Here is a 13570-nt window from a genome sequence, read left to right on the forward strand (position 1 = left end):
CGGGCTTGTTCGGGAACGCGAACTACAGAAGCGCCATCATGATGCAATTGTCCGGCCAAAACTTTGATCTGCGACAATGATCCGCGCTGGATGCGCCTGGGACGGCGGCTTTCGGGCTCCAATGAGCGACGCATGAGGCGCTGAAAAGCGCGTGATATCCAGTAGCAGCGTGCAACAATTTGCTGGATGCGTCAATAGAGAATACAAAGGTAAACAGGCGTTCCGATAATGCGGACCGGCTTGGATGTACGGCTTGGCGCGGTGGACTTTGTTGCGCCTCGGCTTATCGATGTCAATGCATCAGGTTAATGTGATTAGCTGATGTCGATCCATAAATTTTGCTGTGAATTTTATTTGTGCCGGGGTCTAGTCTCATTCGTGTGGTTTCACGTTTTGCGCAAACGGCGGTGGCTTCATGCGAAGAGTCGCACGAGCGCATCACGTGCATTGCCGACCAGTTCGCTTTCGCCCGGACGCGGCGGCAACAGATGAAACTCGATGGCGGGCAGCGGCGGTAAGCCGATGTTCGCGGCGCACGCGACCACGCCGCCGCCGAGCGACGACTCGTTCAGACAGGAAATCCCCAGCCCCGCCTTCAAGGCGAGCTGCAGCCCCGCGACGCCCGACGCCGAATGCGACACCACGTACGCTACCTTGTGTTCGTCGAGCAGCTTGACGACGAAGCGCTGCAGCTGACAGGTCGTCGGCAGCAGCACTAGTTGATACGGTGTGGCGGGGCGGTTGGGGGCATCGGCGCAGCTGGCCCATAGCAGCTTTTCGCGCCGCACGACGATACTCGCGGCACCGGCACCGGCACCGGCACCGGCACCGCGTGCGCGCGGCTGGCCGATGACGAGCCGCGCCGACAAACCGATGTCGAACGACGCGTGATCGTCCGCGCCGCTGTCGATCACCGCGCTCGGCAGCACCGTCACGTGCAGCTTCAGCCGCGGATGCTGTTCCGAAAACGTCTTGAGGATGCGCGCGATGTCGTGCGGGCGGTAGTAATCGGTGATTGCGATGCGCAGCTCGCCGTCAAGCGAGCGGCCTTGCAGGTCGTCGAAGGCCGCTTCGCTCATCGCGATGATGCGGCGCGCATGCTCGAGCAGACGCCCGCCAGCGGGGGTCGGGTTCACACCCTGGCGGCCGCGCACGAGGAGCGGCTGGCCGGCGCGCTCCTCGAGCTTTTTCAGCTGCTCGCTTACCGACGACTGTGACAGGAACACGCGCTCGGCGCCCGCCGACACTCCGCCCGATTCGGCGACGGCGACGAAGGTCCGCAACTGTGCAAGGTCGAAACCACGCTGGCTCATGATTCGGTTTTTCCGATGGCAGTGATCTGAATTTCCGGCTTTTCCGATGGAATGCCCAGCCGTAGCATACCCCCGAATACATGCGGAGGGTGGGATGGAAAACGGATCTATGACAGCGTCGCGCGGCGCCGGCGAGCGCGGCGCGCGGCATCGCTGGAAGGTGCTGGGCGTGGGCTTTGCCGCGAATGCGAGCTTTTCGGCGGCATTTTCGGGAATTCCGACGACGGCAGTGTTCCTGCGCTCGGACTACCACCTCGGCAACCACGGGCTCGGCCTCGTGCTCGGCATGCTCGGGCTCGGCATTGCGGTCAGCGAGTTGCCGTGGGGACTGCTGACCGACCGTTGGGGCGATCGTCGCGTGCTGCTGCTCGGCTTACTGTCGACAGCGGCCGCGCTCGCCGGTCTCGCGCTGTTCGTGTCGCCGGGCGACGCGCAGGTGCCCGGCATCGTTCCGCTCGCGCTCGGGCTGCTGCTGGTCGGATTGCTGGGCGGCAGCGTCAACGGATCGAGCGGCCGAGCCGTGATGGCGTGGTTTCGCGAAGGCGAGCGCGGTCTCGCGATGAGCATCCGGCAAACCGCCGTGCCGGCGGGCGGTGGACTCGGTGCGTTGGTGCTGCCGGTGCTCGCCTCGCACTTCGGTTTTGCGAGCGCTTATGCGGTGCTGGCGTTGGCGTGCGCGCTCACCGCGTGGTTCGCGTGGCGCTGGCTTCACGAGCCCGCGCGGGCGACTGCGACGGCCGGCGCAGCGGCGGCCAGCGGGCGCGGCGTAGACGCTTCGAACGTCGGCGCGCCGCTGCTGATGCGTTCGCCATTGCGCGACATCGCAATCTGGCGCGTCGCGCTCGGCGCGGGCGCGCTGTGCGTGCCGCAGATTGCCGTGATCACGTTCGGCACGGTGTTCCTGCACGATTTCGGACGTGCCGGCGTGTTCGCGATCAGCGTGACGATGGCCGCGGTGCAGACCGGCGCCGCGGTCGCGCGGGTCTGGAGCGGCGCGTGGACCGACCGGCGCGGCAACCGTCGTGCGTATATGCGGGCATGCAGTCTGTTGACCGCCGTGCTGTTCGTGCTGCTCGCGCTCGCGACCGGGCTCGTCGGCATGCATCGCGCCGGGACGGTCGTGCTGTTCGCGCTGATGATCGTGTTCGGCGGAGTTAGCGCGTCGGCGTGGCACGGCGTCGCGTTCACCGAACTCGCGTCGCTCGCCGGTACGCGCCGCGCGGGCACCGCGCTCGCGATGGGCAACACCTGCGTGTTCCTCACGCTGTTCGTGACGCCGCTCGCGATTCCGGCGCTTCTGTCCATCGGAGCATGGCCGCTGGTGTGGACCGTGGCGAGCGCGTGCGCGTTGCTCGCGTTGCCAGTGTTTCCGCGCGCCGCGTCGACGCGTGCGATGCGCGCGACGCGTGCTTGCGATGCGGCGTGAGAGATGATGTGAACAGCGCCCGCTTTGCGTTTCGGAATTGGTTTTGATTCGATTCGAATAACGGTGCGCATATTGCTCGGTAGAACTATAAATTATCCCGATCAGTCAACCGGATTAGGAACGCTCCGATTGTCGTGAATTTGCGAGGGTGATGAGATGGCTTTTCCGGCACGTCGCTTGATTGACGCGGCGAAGGTCGACGCCTGCCGCCTGCACAGCCACCCCCACACGCATTCCGACCATTCCGATAACGAGCGAGACTAATCGTGACAAATCTTCGAATCATTCTGGCGGACGATCATCCGTTCGTCCTGCTTGGCCTGAAATCGACGCTGGAGGCACACGAAGGTCTGACTGTCGTCGGTCAGGCGCAGACGCCCACCGCGTTGATCGCGTTGCTGCAACACACACCGTGCGACGTGCTCGTCGTCGATCTTTCCATGCCGGAGCCCGCCGGCGAGATTGGCGACGGACTCGGCCTGATCCAGCGCATTCGTGGCGAGTGGCCGTCATTGCGCGTCGTCGTCGTGACCGGGCAGACGAATGCCGCGATGTTGCGCGTCGTCGCCGCCGATGCCGCAGTCAGCGTGGTCGGCAAAGCCGATTCGCTCGAGGAACTGCCGCGAGCCGTCTGCGACAGTGTGCGCGGCGCGCGCTATCTGGGCCGCTCGGTGGTCGAAACGCTCGAGCGTTCGCAGCCGGACAACGGTCGGTTCGTGTCGGCACTGCTGTTGTCGAAGCGGCAGACCGACATCGTGCGCAGGCTCGTGAGCGGCGAGTCCATCGTGCAGATCGCGGCGGCGCTCGGCTGCCATCGCCGCACGGTGAGTCGGCAAAAGCGTGAAGCGATGGCGCGATTGGGCGTGACCGACGACCCCGAGCTCTTTTCCTGTGTGCGCGCCTGCGGATCGCTCCTCCTCGAACCAGAAAACTAAGCATCGGGCACGCCGTCGTTCGGTCCATTTCAGAGCGCTCTGATATTTGTCGCAAAAGAAATGCTCGACCATTGCGTGAGCGCCGGTCACACATAACAGGGTGTCGAGAAATGAAAGTATCGAGGAGCGCCAGAAGATGAACCTCATGGCTGCATCAGGCACGCCTGTTCGAACGATCATTGCGGACGATCATCCGCTGGTTCTGCTGGCTATAGAAAATCTGATTGGCAACTATCCCAACCTGAAGGTGGTTGGCCGTGCGGCGGATGTCGCCGAACTGTTGATCGAAGTCGATCGCTGTCCTTGCGATCTCGTGCTGATGGATCTTTGCATGCCAGGAGGGAACAACGAAAACCGGTTCGACATCGTCAGGCAGTTGAAGGCGCGCTATCCCAACGTGGCGCTCGTCATCCTGACAATGGAAACGGAAGCGGCGACGCTGCGCAAGGTGATGTCGCTGGGCGTGGATGGGCTGCTGAGCAAGCGTGATCGTATCGATCTGATCCATGTGGCGCTGGTCATGGCGCTGGCGCGCGAGTGTTATGTCGGTCCGGCGGTGCGCGCCATGCTGGCCGACGTAACGCTGACGCAACGTCTCGACTTCGTGCGCGCCACCCTGTCTCGCCGCGAGTTCGAGGTATTTACGCAGTACGCGTCAGGGCTCTGCGTCACGGAAATCGCCCTGCGGTTGGGACGTAGTGTGAAGACGATCAGCGCGCAGAAGTGCATGGCCATGCGCAAGCTGTCGCTGAATAGCGACGCCGAACTGTTTCGCTTCGCAGTCGAGTACGGAGTAGTGCCAGACCGGCTTGGTCAGGTCCGCTAACCGGGCGGCAACCTGCCGCGCATGGGCGCGGCGAATAGATCGGCATAACCGGGGAGACACATTTCGTGCGGTATGCCGATCGACACCATAAAAAAGTCACGGAACAGAATGACAAACAAGATTCACGTCGTCGTGGCGGACGATCACGACTCCATTCGCGCGGGCGTCCGATCGCTGCTGCGCGACAAGCCGAATATCGAGATCGTCGGCGAAGCTGCCGACACCCGTGGTCTCGCGAAGCTGCTCGAAGCCTGCGCGTGCGACGTCGTCGTGTCGGACATCGGCATGCCGGGACTCGACGGAGATACCAGCGCGGTGCCGCTATTGCGTCGGCTGCTTCGGCGCACGCCGCATCCCCACGTGGTCGTGCTGACCATGATTGGGCGCGCGCATGTATTGGCCGGCTTGCGCAATATCGGCGTGACTGGAATCGTCGACAAGCGCGACGCCGTGGACGCATTGATCGACGCGATCGAAGCCGTTGCCGCCGGAGGCACCCATCTATCGGAGCAGGTTCGTGCCGCACTCGCGGCCGCGGAGCCTACTTCGCCCCGGCGCGGCGGTGCGATGAGCGCACGCGAGTGGGAGGTGTTTCAACTTTATGTGCGAGGCCTCGCGGTGCACGAGATCGCCACACGTCTGCGACGTAGCGACAAAACCATCAGCACGCAAAAGCGCAGCGCGATGCGCAAGCTCGGACTGGAAACAGAAGCTGACCTGATCAACTACGCCACTCAGATTGGGCTGATATGAGGCGGCGCGATGGTCACATTTTCTTGCTTTCGACGGCTTTGATGTAGTCCTTATCAGACTTATCTGATTGGCATGGCTTGCGGGAGCCCCTAATAATCCTGGCCGCCGCCGGTCATTGCGCGCCTTGCGCCGCAACTGCCGCTATGGCTAGTTCGTGATCCGATTAGCAATGGATCAAGGGAATCCGGTGCAGACATCTTCGCGCGATCGTTCGGAGTCTGTGCCTCGTACTTGACGGATGGGGTAGAGATGGTAGCGCTAGGCAAGCGATTGTGGAGCGAGGGAGTGGGTACGGCATGGCTCGTGTTCGTCGGCTGCGGCAGTACGGTGTTGGACACCACGGGCATATCGCAGGCTAGTGGCGCGCTGCAGATGTCGTTGGCGTTCGGGCTTGCACTCGCTACTGGCAGCTATGCGTTCGGCAAGATCTCCGGCGCGCATTTCAATCCTGCCGTCACCATCGGTCTGACCGTCGCGCAGCGCTTTCCGGTGCGTGATCTGTTGCCCTATATCGCCGCGCAAATCGGCGGCGCGATAGTCGCCGCGGCGCTTCTCGCCTACCTCGCTAGTGGGCGGCCGGGTTTCGAACTCGCCGCGAGTGAATTCGCGGCGAACGGTTTCGGCGCTCATTCGCCCGCTGACTATCCATTGCATTCGGCGCTCGTCGTGGAAGTCGTGCTGTCGTTCGTGTTTGTCGGGACCTGCCTGCTGGCCGTCGTTCGAAAAGAGTTGGCAACGGTTGCGCCGTTCATCACCGGCGCATGTCTGATGCTCGTCTACCTGGTGTCCATTCCGGTTACCAACGGAGCGGTCAATCCCGCCCGTTCGACAGCGCAGGCAGTGTTCGTCGGCAACTGGGCGCTGGACCAGTTGTGGCTGTTCTGGGCCGCGCCGTTGGCCGGCGCAATCGCGGCTGGCGTGCTGTTTTCGTTTCTGGACGGTCGAGTTGATTCGTCCGCGGAGTCATTGGACGGACAGGGTGACGTTTCGTGAGCGGGGGACGCTACTCACCACTTCCGATCGATGCGAGTTCTCAAGGCGAGGTGACGCTGAGGTTGGGGCTGCGGCGTTTGTTGCGGTGTCTGTGGCAGCGCTCGCCGCGCCACTCAATGATGCGTTGGCTGGCGTTATGTCTGCTGGCGGCTTCGCATGCGGTCTGCATGGCCGCGCCTGCCGGCGCTGCGTCAGAGTCACCCGTCATCTCCACAGTACGAGCCGATGCTTCCGCTTCGTCACCCATTGCATTTCCTTCCAAACTGACCGTGGGCATACTCGAAGGTGGCTGGCCGCCGTTCGACATCCCGCGGGGTGGTCAGCTCGCAGGCGTGAGCGGCGACCTGTTGCGCGCGCTCGTGGGGCCGAACGTGGTCATCGAGACGAAGAGCTTTCCCGACATGGCCAAACTGGTCGCCGCGGCTTGCGCCGGCGAGGTCGACCTGCTGACGAGCATAGCGCGCACGCCGCAGCGCGAGCGCTGCCTCGGTTTTACGGTTCCCTACTTCCACTCGTTCGCGTCGGCTGTCGTGCGTCGCGACGATGCCCGGTATATGAAACACAACGACCTCGCCGGCGCGCGTATTGCGATCGAGCGCGGTTTTGCGCGTGAGCGTTTGTTGCGCGCCGGTTTTCCTCGCGCGAAGATCGTCTCGTTCTCGAGCACGCACGAAGCACTGAACGCGGTACTGCATGGCGATGCCGACGCCTATTTCGGCTTCACGCCGGTCGTGCAATACGAACTGGCGACCGACGCGTATCGCAATCTGCGCGTAGCGTTCGAGCAAGGCGGCAAAGCGCTCGACCTGCGCTTTGCGGTATCGCCCCGCCAGCTTGCCTTGCGCGATCAACTGAACCGCGCGCTCGTGTCGATGAATCCCGCCGAGGCTGCCGCGATACGCGCGCTCTGGCTGTCCGGCAACTTCAACGCGGCGCCCGCGACGGGTGCAGCACGCTTCGCGCTGACGCCGGAAGAAGAGAACTGGCTGCGTTCGCTGCCGCCGCTGCAGATCGGCTTCGACGACGACTGGGCCCCGTTCAGCTATGTTGACGCCGCCGGTCGCCCCGTCGGTCTGACCGCCGATTACCTCGCGTACCTGAGCAGCACGCTCGGTGTCGTGTTCAACCGCGCGCGCACGGCCGACTGGGCCGCCACCATCGACGCGTTCCAGCGCGGCGAGCTCGCGATGCTGTCCTCTACATCGAGTCGCGGGGCGCTTCTCGTGGGCGCCGACCATAGCCGCGTATACGAGAGCGATCCGCTGGTGATCGTCGGACGCAGCGGCGTGCCCACTCCATGCTGGTTCGACGACATCACGTCGTGCCGCGTCGTAATGTCGCCGCACGTAGCCGGTTCGGTGCCGCTCGCGTTGGGGGCGGTGCCGGTCGATCACATCGTCGTCGCGGCGAGCCTGGGCGAGGCGATGCGCATGGTCGCGAGCGGCGAGGCCGACGTACTGGTCGGCAACGCTGCCGCGATCAACGTGCAAATCCGGCAGCATTACACAGGCGCACTCAGGGTGCTCGACTCGCTCGGTGAATCCGACTCGTTATATTTTGCTGTACGCGAGGATCTGAGCCCGCTCGTCAAGCTGATCGATCGCGCGTTGCAGGCCATGCCAGCAGCAGAAAAGCAACGCATCCGGCGCAAGTGGGTGAGCCCCGCCGCGCCGGACAACGCGATGTGGAGCGTGACCGCGGTGCGGTTGCTGCCGGTGCTGATCGGCATCGGCGTCGTGCTGCTGGTCACGTTGCGCGCGTATGTGCTGCTGCAACGCGAAGTCCGGCTGCGCAAGCAGACCGAGCGCGAACTTGCACTGCAATTGAACTTCCAGGAAACGATGATGAAGACGGTGCCGTATCCGCTCATCGCGAAAGGCCTGGACGGACGGTACATCGCGATCAACGAGGCTTATGAGAAAGCGTGTGGGCTGGAGCGGAAGGACGTGCTCGGGCGTACGACGGCCGAGGTCGGCACATGGGGCGACGCAAACAGCCGCGTGCTCGACGATATGACGCGCGAGCTCCTGCGCGGCGGCGGCATCGCTAAAGTCGAACTTCAGTTCGAGGACGGTGCTGGCGAGGCGCGGCATGGGATTTTCTGGACGAGCGTCTGTGAAGGCGACGATGCGCAGCCGGCGTACGTGCTCGGCACGATGGTCGATATCACGGACATCCGGCGCGCCGAAATGCGCGCGCGCGAAACCGAACGGCGCCTGTTCGACGTCACGCGCTCGTTGCCGGCCGTCGTGTTCCAGATGCGGCGCTCGCCGGCCGCTGCCTATTCCTTCCCGTACATCGGCGGGGACGCGCGACATCTGCTCGGCGACAGCGATTCGCAGGGCGGCGCGCGAGTCGACTTCCAGCGCATATCGGAGCTGGATCGGCCGCTCGTTCTCGCCGAGCTCGAGCGTTCTGCGATCTGTACCTCTCCGGTGCATATGGAGTTCCGCGTCGAAAGCGCCGGTCAACTCAAATGGGTGCGGGCCGAGCTGGTGCCGCGGCGCGATGCCGATGGCGGCGTCCTGTGGAGCGGCTATTGGGTCGACGCGAGCGTCGAGCGCGCGCGTTCGGAGGAGCTCGCCCGAGCTCGCGATGTGGCCGAGGCGGCCTCGCGCGCGAAGGACAACTTCTTCGCGATGATGAGCCACGAAATCCGCACCCCGATGAACGGCGTGCTCGGTCTCGTCGAAGTGCTCGAACGCTCGCCGCTCAGTACCGACCAGAGCGAAATGCTCGGCATGATCCACGAGTCGGCGGGCGCGCTGCTGCAGATTCTCGATGATTTGCTCGACTATTCGAAGATCGAGGCGGGTCGGCTCACGCTCGAAGCCGAGCCGATCGATCTCCGCGAGCTCGTCGATAACGCGGTGGGCCTGCTCGCCGGGCGCGCTCACGAAAAAGGGCTGAAAGTGCGCGTCCACATCGCGAGCGACGCCGCTGCGACGCTCCGTGGCGACAGCGTGCGTCTGCGCCAGATTCTGTTCAACCTGCTCGGCAATGCAATCAAGTTCACGCCGAAGGGCGAGGTGGGTATCAGCGTAGCGGTCGTCGAAGATTGCGCGGATTCGCAGACGTTGGAGCTGACCGTTCGGGACACCGGCATCGGCATCGCACCCGATGTGCAGGCGGGGCTATTCGAGCCGTTCGTGCAGGCTGAGTCGTCCACCACGCGGCGCTTCGGCGGCACGGGCCTAGGGCTGACGATCTGCCGCAAGCTGATCGACCTGATGAACGGCACGCTCGCGCTGCACAGCGAACCCGGCCACGGCACGAGCATGATCGTGCGGCTGACGATGCCGATCGTCGAACAGTGCTATCCGATCAACGCTCTGCGCGGCAAACTCGGCGTAGTGGCCACGCGAGATCGACGCATCGGCCGGGCCCTCGCACACTTCGGCAAGGCGCTCGGGCTCGAACTGCGCAGCCTCTCGGCCGATGCGGCGACGCTGGGCAAAAGCGACGTGCTGAGCCGCGCGGATCTGCTGTTCGTCGCCGAGGACGTCACGTTGCCGGCACATATCGGCACGAATGCGCGCATCGTCACGCTGACCGAAAAACCGAATCTGACCGGTTACCGCATCCTCGACGACAAGGTGCGAGTCAGCACCAATCCGATTTCGTGGCGCGGCCTCGGCGCCGCGTGTGCGGCCGCGACGACAGGGCTGCCGTCGATGGTCCCGATGGCGTCGCGCGTGGTGGGCGCGCCGTTCACGACCGACGGCATCGCGCCGCCGCCTGATCGCGAACGCGCGCTCGCGAACGGGCGGCTGATTCTTGTCGCGGAAGATCATCCAGTCAATCAGGAGTTGATCCGTCATCAGCTCGCCCTGCTGGGGTTCGCGTGCGACGTCACCAACGACGGCGCCGAAGCGCTCGCCGCGCTGGAATGCACGAGCTATGGCTGCCTGATCACGGACTGCCACATGCCGAACCTGTCCGGCTATGAACTGACCCGTCGCATCCGCGAAGCGGAGGCACTGCACGACGGCGCGCAGCGTCTGCCGATACTCGGCATCACCGCCAATACCGCGCCCGATGACCTGAGTCTGTGCCGCGAAGCCGGCATGGACGACAGTCTGATCAAGCCGACCCGGCTCGCCACGCTGCGCGACCACCTGAGCCGCTGGTTTGGCACTGACGCCGAGTGGCCCCCCGCGCCGGCGGAAACTTCCGATCGCGTCTCGACTGCGTCGGCCGGCGAGCGGCAGGCCACACAACCTGTCGGTACTGAACCGTTCGTGCCCGTCGACCTCGCACGCATGACGCAGTTATGGGGAAGCGAGTCGACGGTCAAGGCGTTGCTAGATTCATTCGTCTCGTCGATGCACGACGACATCAACGCGCTGGCGACGTTACTCGAACGCTCGGACATGGAGCGGGTGCACGAGTGGCTGCACCGGGTGATGGGAGCGGCGAGCGTGCTGCAGTATCCGCCGCTCGTACAGGCGCTCGAAGCCTATCGCCGCGTCATTGCCGCGAAGTCGCCGCAGCAGGTGCGTGACGAGGGGTATGCGCTAATTCGGCAATGCGAGGCGATGCTCGATGGGATCGAACAGCAGGCCGGATTGCTCGCGTAGCGAGCGGCGCGCCGTAACCTCGCGCAAATGCACGGGCGATTCAATCGGCCGCAACCAAACGCAGGACGAAAAAAAACGCGGCCGAAGCCGCGTTAAAGATTTGGAGACGTCCTTCGATGAAGGAGTCACTTCTCGCGAGTCGAAGCATACCGGGAATAACGTGATTTATTCATTACAAATCGCGCAATTAACTTTTTGATTAAATCGATTAAAACGATTTCGCGCTACGTTTTTCGCCTGCATTTTGGGCAGGGTCGAGTTAAAGCGGCCCGGCGCAAGCCACCATCCCAGCCTCACCGGCTCCAAATGATTTGCACTAGTATGTGGAAACTCCGCACGGCCGACACGGCGCCGCGGCGGCGCGTCAATGTCCGGAGAAGACCATGATTTCGCAGCGAAAATTTAATCTGGCCGTAGTGTTGTGGGCGCTTGCATCGAGCGCTGCATTTGCGGATACGGTTGCGCTGAAGGCGAATCTCCAGCCGTCGAGCGAAGTGCCGCCGCGCGTGAGTCACGGGCATGGCATGCTGAATGCGACCTTCGACACGTCCACCCAATCGCTGCAGTGGACTGTGACTTACGAGGGCTTGAGCGGTCCGGTCACCGCCGCGCATTTCCACGGTCCCGCGCCGGTCGGCCAGAATGCGAAGGTCCAGGTGCCGATCGAGAAGAATGGGCTCGCGAGTCCGATCAAAGGCACGGTGAAGCTGACCGAGCAGCAGGTCATGGATCTGATGGCGGGGCAGTGGTACTTCAATGTTCACACCGCACAGAATCCGACGGGCGAAATTCGCGGGCAGGTGTTGCCGGCGAACTAGGCGGACTCGCGGCGGCTGGGCGCGCGTGCCGCGGCCACGATCACCGTCACGTGCCTGGAATCCGCCAAACCACGGTGCCCTGCCAACCCACGTACCCTGACGGGACTTCAACGAAGGAGCATGTCCCGATGAGCTGGCAAAGCGCGCTCGCGTGCTGGTATTTGCGCAGGCAGTTCCGGCCCGAAACCCTCAAACCGTTTATCAACGTCGAACGGGCGCGCGCGCTGACCTCGAGGCGCGTGTGGTCGCCACGCGTGCCGCGCGGCTGGCATCTGCGCGAAACGTATCGCGCAGGCGACGCGCCGCTCGTCGGCGAATGGCTGGAGCGCGTGGACGGCGGCACGGCCGGCGGCGCGGAGCCCACGGTGCTGTATTGCCACGGCGGCGGCTACTACTTCTGCTCGCCGCGCACGCACCGGTCGCTAACGTTCGCTCTCGCGACCCGCGCGGATGCGCGGCTCTTCTCCCTCGACTACCGTCTCGCGCCGGAGCATCGCTTTCCGGCCGCGCTCGACGACGCCACCGCCGCCTATCGCCAGTTGCTCGCGATGGGCATCGCACCCAGCTCGATCGTGATCGCCGGCGACTCGGCCGGCGGCGGTCTCGCGCTCGCCACGCTGGTCGCGCTGCGCGACGGGGGCGCGCCGATGCCCGCGGGCGGCCTGCTGTTCTCGCCGTGGACCGATCTGGCGACGACTGGCGCGAGCCTGCGCGCCAACGACGGCGTCGATCCGATGTTCTGCGGCGCCTCGATCGAGCGCGCGGCCAAGGTCTATCTGGGCGACGCGTCGCCCACCCATCCGTACGCGTCGCCGGTCTATGCGGACCTGCACGGTCTGCCGCCGCTGTTCCTGCAGGCGGGCAGCACCGAGGTGCTGCTCGACGACACGCGCCGCGTCGCCGACAACGCGCACGCGGCAGGAGTCGATTGCGAATGCGAGGTGTGGAAAAACCTGCCGCACGTGTGGCCGATGTTCGCGCCGTTCATGCCGGAGGCGAACCGAGCGCTCGATCGCGCGGCCGCCTTCGTGCGACGCGCGACGAGCCGCGCCGCTAACAGGGCTCAGGCGTCGAGCGTGATGTCGAGCGTCCGATAGACGGCTTCGATCGTTTGCTGGCCATATTGCCGCTCGAGCCGCCGCACGGTGAAGTGCCCGTGCGCGACCTGCTGGAAATGATCGATAAACACGGTATTGACCATCGCGCCGAGCACCGCGCCGATCGCCGGAATCGATTTGGCCGCGATCTGCTCGCTGACCTGCACCGAAAAGCGCGCGGCGATCGCGTTGATGAGCCGCAACAGAGCCGCCGAGCCGTGGGCCGTGAAGCCCTTGCTGGCCACCTCGGACGACGCCTTCGACACCGCCTGTGCGAGCGCGCCGCGCATGAAGAAGTAGCCGAGGTCGGCGTCGTCGTCCTCGCTCGAGGTGCCGCCCATGCCGAGCACGGTCAGGCATTGCAGCTGCGTGTCGACCGAGGTCAGGTCCTCGCCCTCGCTGCGCGCGATGTCGCAGATCGAGCGAAACATCAGCGTGGTCGTGACGGGCAGCTCGACCGGCAGCGCGAGCAATCCAAACGCGCCGCCGGCCGCACCGGTCGTCGCGACCGCGAACTTGTGCAGCAGGTTGTTCGGCTTGTCGGGTGCGAGCAGCCTGGCGTCGTCGCGCCGGCCGAGCGTGCGCAGCGCGATCGACAGACATTTGCGCAACGCGGCCTGCGTCGCATCGGACACTTTTTCGTTGGCGAACGCCGGAATGCGCGACAGCAGCTTTTCGATCGGCGCGCCGACGACGCTTGCCAGTTTCATTGCGAGCGCGGGGCTTTCGAGCTGATGTTTGGCGCGCCGCAGCGCGGCGAGGTCCTGCTCCAATAAGGATGGTGCTGCGAGCGAACTCGGCTGCATGAGCCTCCCTGGCATGTGATGGC

The 13570-nt window shown here is 64.5% G+C and carries 11 protein-coding genes; 8 read left to right on the forward strand and 3 right to left on the reverse strand.

All coding sequences use genetic code 11. The features are described 5' to 3' along the window. Positions 1-413 precede the first annotated feature (413 nt). On the reverse strand, positions 414-1313 hold the full coding sequence (locus AB3X96_RS02885) for a LysR family transcriptional regulator (protein ID WP_368588504.1): 900 nt from the start codon (positions 1311-1313) through the stop codon (positions 414-416). Between the two features lie 94 nt (positions 1314-1407). On the opposite strand from AB3X96_RS02885, the gene AB3X96_RS02890 reads away from it, so the two are divergent. The 5 genes from AB3X96_RS02890 (at position 1408) to aqpZ (ending at position 6246) form a co-directional block, all read left to right on the forward strand. Next, a complete protein-coding gene (locus tag AB3X96_RS02890) occupies positions 1408-2739 on the forward strand; it encodes an MFS transporter (protein ID WP_368588505.1) in 1332 nt (443 codons plus the stop codon). A gap of 266 nt (positions 2740-3005) precedes the next feature. Continuing rightward, a complete protein-coding gene (locus tag AB3X96_RS02895) occupies positions 3006-3674 on the forward strand; it encodes a response regulator (protein ID WP_368588506.1) in 669 nt (222 codons plus the stop codon). A 136-nt stretch (positions 3675-3810) separates the two neighbouring features. Further along, a complete protein-coding gene (locus tag AB3X96_RS02900) occupies positions 3811-4500 on the forward strand; it encodes a response regulator transcription factor (protein ID WP_176109592.1) in 690 nt (229 codons plus the stop codon). A gap of 108 nt (positions 4501-4608) precedes the next feature. Then, positions 4609-5253, forward strand: a complete 645-nt coding sequence (locus AB3X96_RS02905) for a response regulator transcription factor (protein WP_176109591.1) — start codon at positions 4609-4611, stop codon at positions 5251-5253. Positions 5254-5502: 249 nt separating this feature from the next. Next, positions 5503-6246, forward strand: a complete 744-nt coding sequence (gene aqpZ, locus AB3X96_RS02910; RefSeq protein WP_368588507.1) for an aquaporin Z — start codon at positions 5503-5505, stop codon at positions 6244-6246. A 40-nt stretch (positions 6247-6286) separates the two neighbouring features. Here aqpZ and AB3X96_RS02915 read toward each other — a convergent pair whose 3' ends face one another. Further along, a complete protein-coding gene (locus AB3X96_RS02915) occupies positions 6287-6493 on the reverse strand; it encodes a hypothetical protein (protein WP_368588508.1) in 207 nt (68 codons plus the stop codon). Here AB3X96_RS02915 and AB3X96_RS02920 point away from each other — a divergent pair. From AB3X96_RS02920 to AB3X96_RS02930, 3 genes are all read left to right on the forward strand, one after another. Next, positions 6414-10826 (forward strand): transporter substrate-binding domain-containing protein, encoded by a 4413-nt coding sequence (locus AB3X96_RS02920; RefSeq protein ID WP_368588509.1) that lies wholly within the window; start codon positions 6414-6416, stop codon positions 10824-10826. The genes AB3X96_RS02915 and AB3X96_RS02920 overlap by 80 nt on opposite strands. A 383-nt stretch (positions 10827-11209) precedes the next feature. Next, complete coding sequence (locus AB3X96_RS02925) at positions 11210-11644, forward strand: CHRD domain-containing protein (protein ID WP_368588510.1); 435 nt, start codon at positions 11210-11212, stop codon at positions 11642-11644. Between the two features lie 128 nt (positions 11645-11772). After that, on the forward strand, positions 11773-12741 hold the full coding sequence (locus tag AB3X96_RS02930; protein ID WP_368588511.1) for an alpha/beta hydrolase: 969 nt from the start codon (positions 11773-11775) through the stop codon (positions 12739-12741). Here the strand turns inward: AB3X96_RS02930 and AB3X96_RS02935 are convergent. Beyond that, positions 12708-13547, reverse strand: coding sequence for an EcsC family protein (locus AB3X96_RS02935; protein WP_368588512.1), 840 nt, complete (start codon positions 13545-13547; stop codon positions 12708-12710). The two genes, AB3X96_RS02930 and AB3X96_RS02935, sit on opposite strands and share 34 nt — an antisense overlap. Positions 13548-13570 lie beyond the last annotated feature (23 nt).

Source organism: Paraburkholderia sp. BR13439, assembly GCF_040948805.1.
Classification (GTDB): domain Bacteria; phylum Pseudomonadota; class Gammaproteobacteria; order Burkholderiales; family Burkholderiaceae; genus Paraburkholderia; species Paraburkholderia youngii.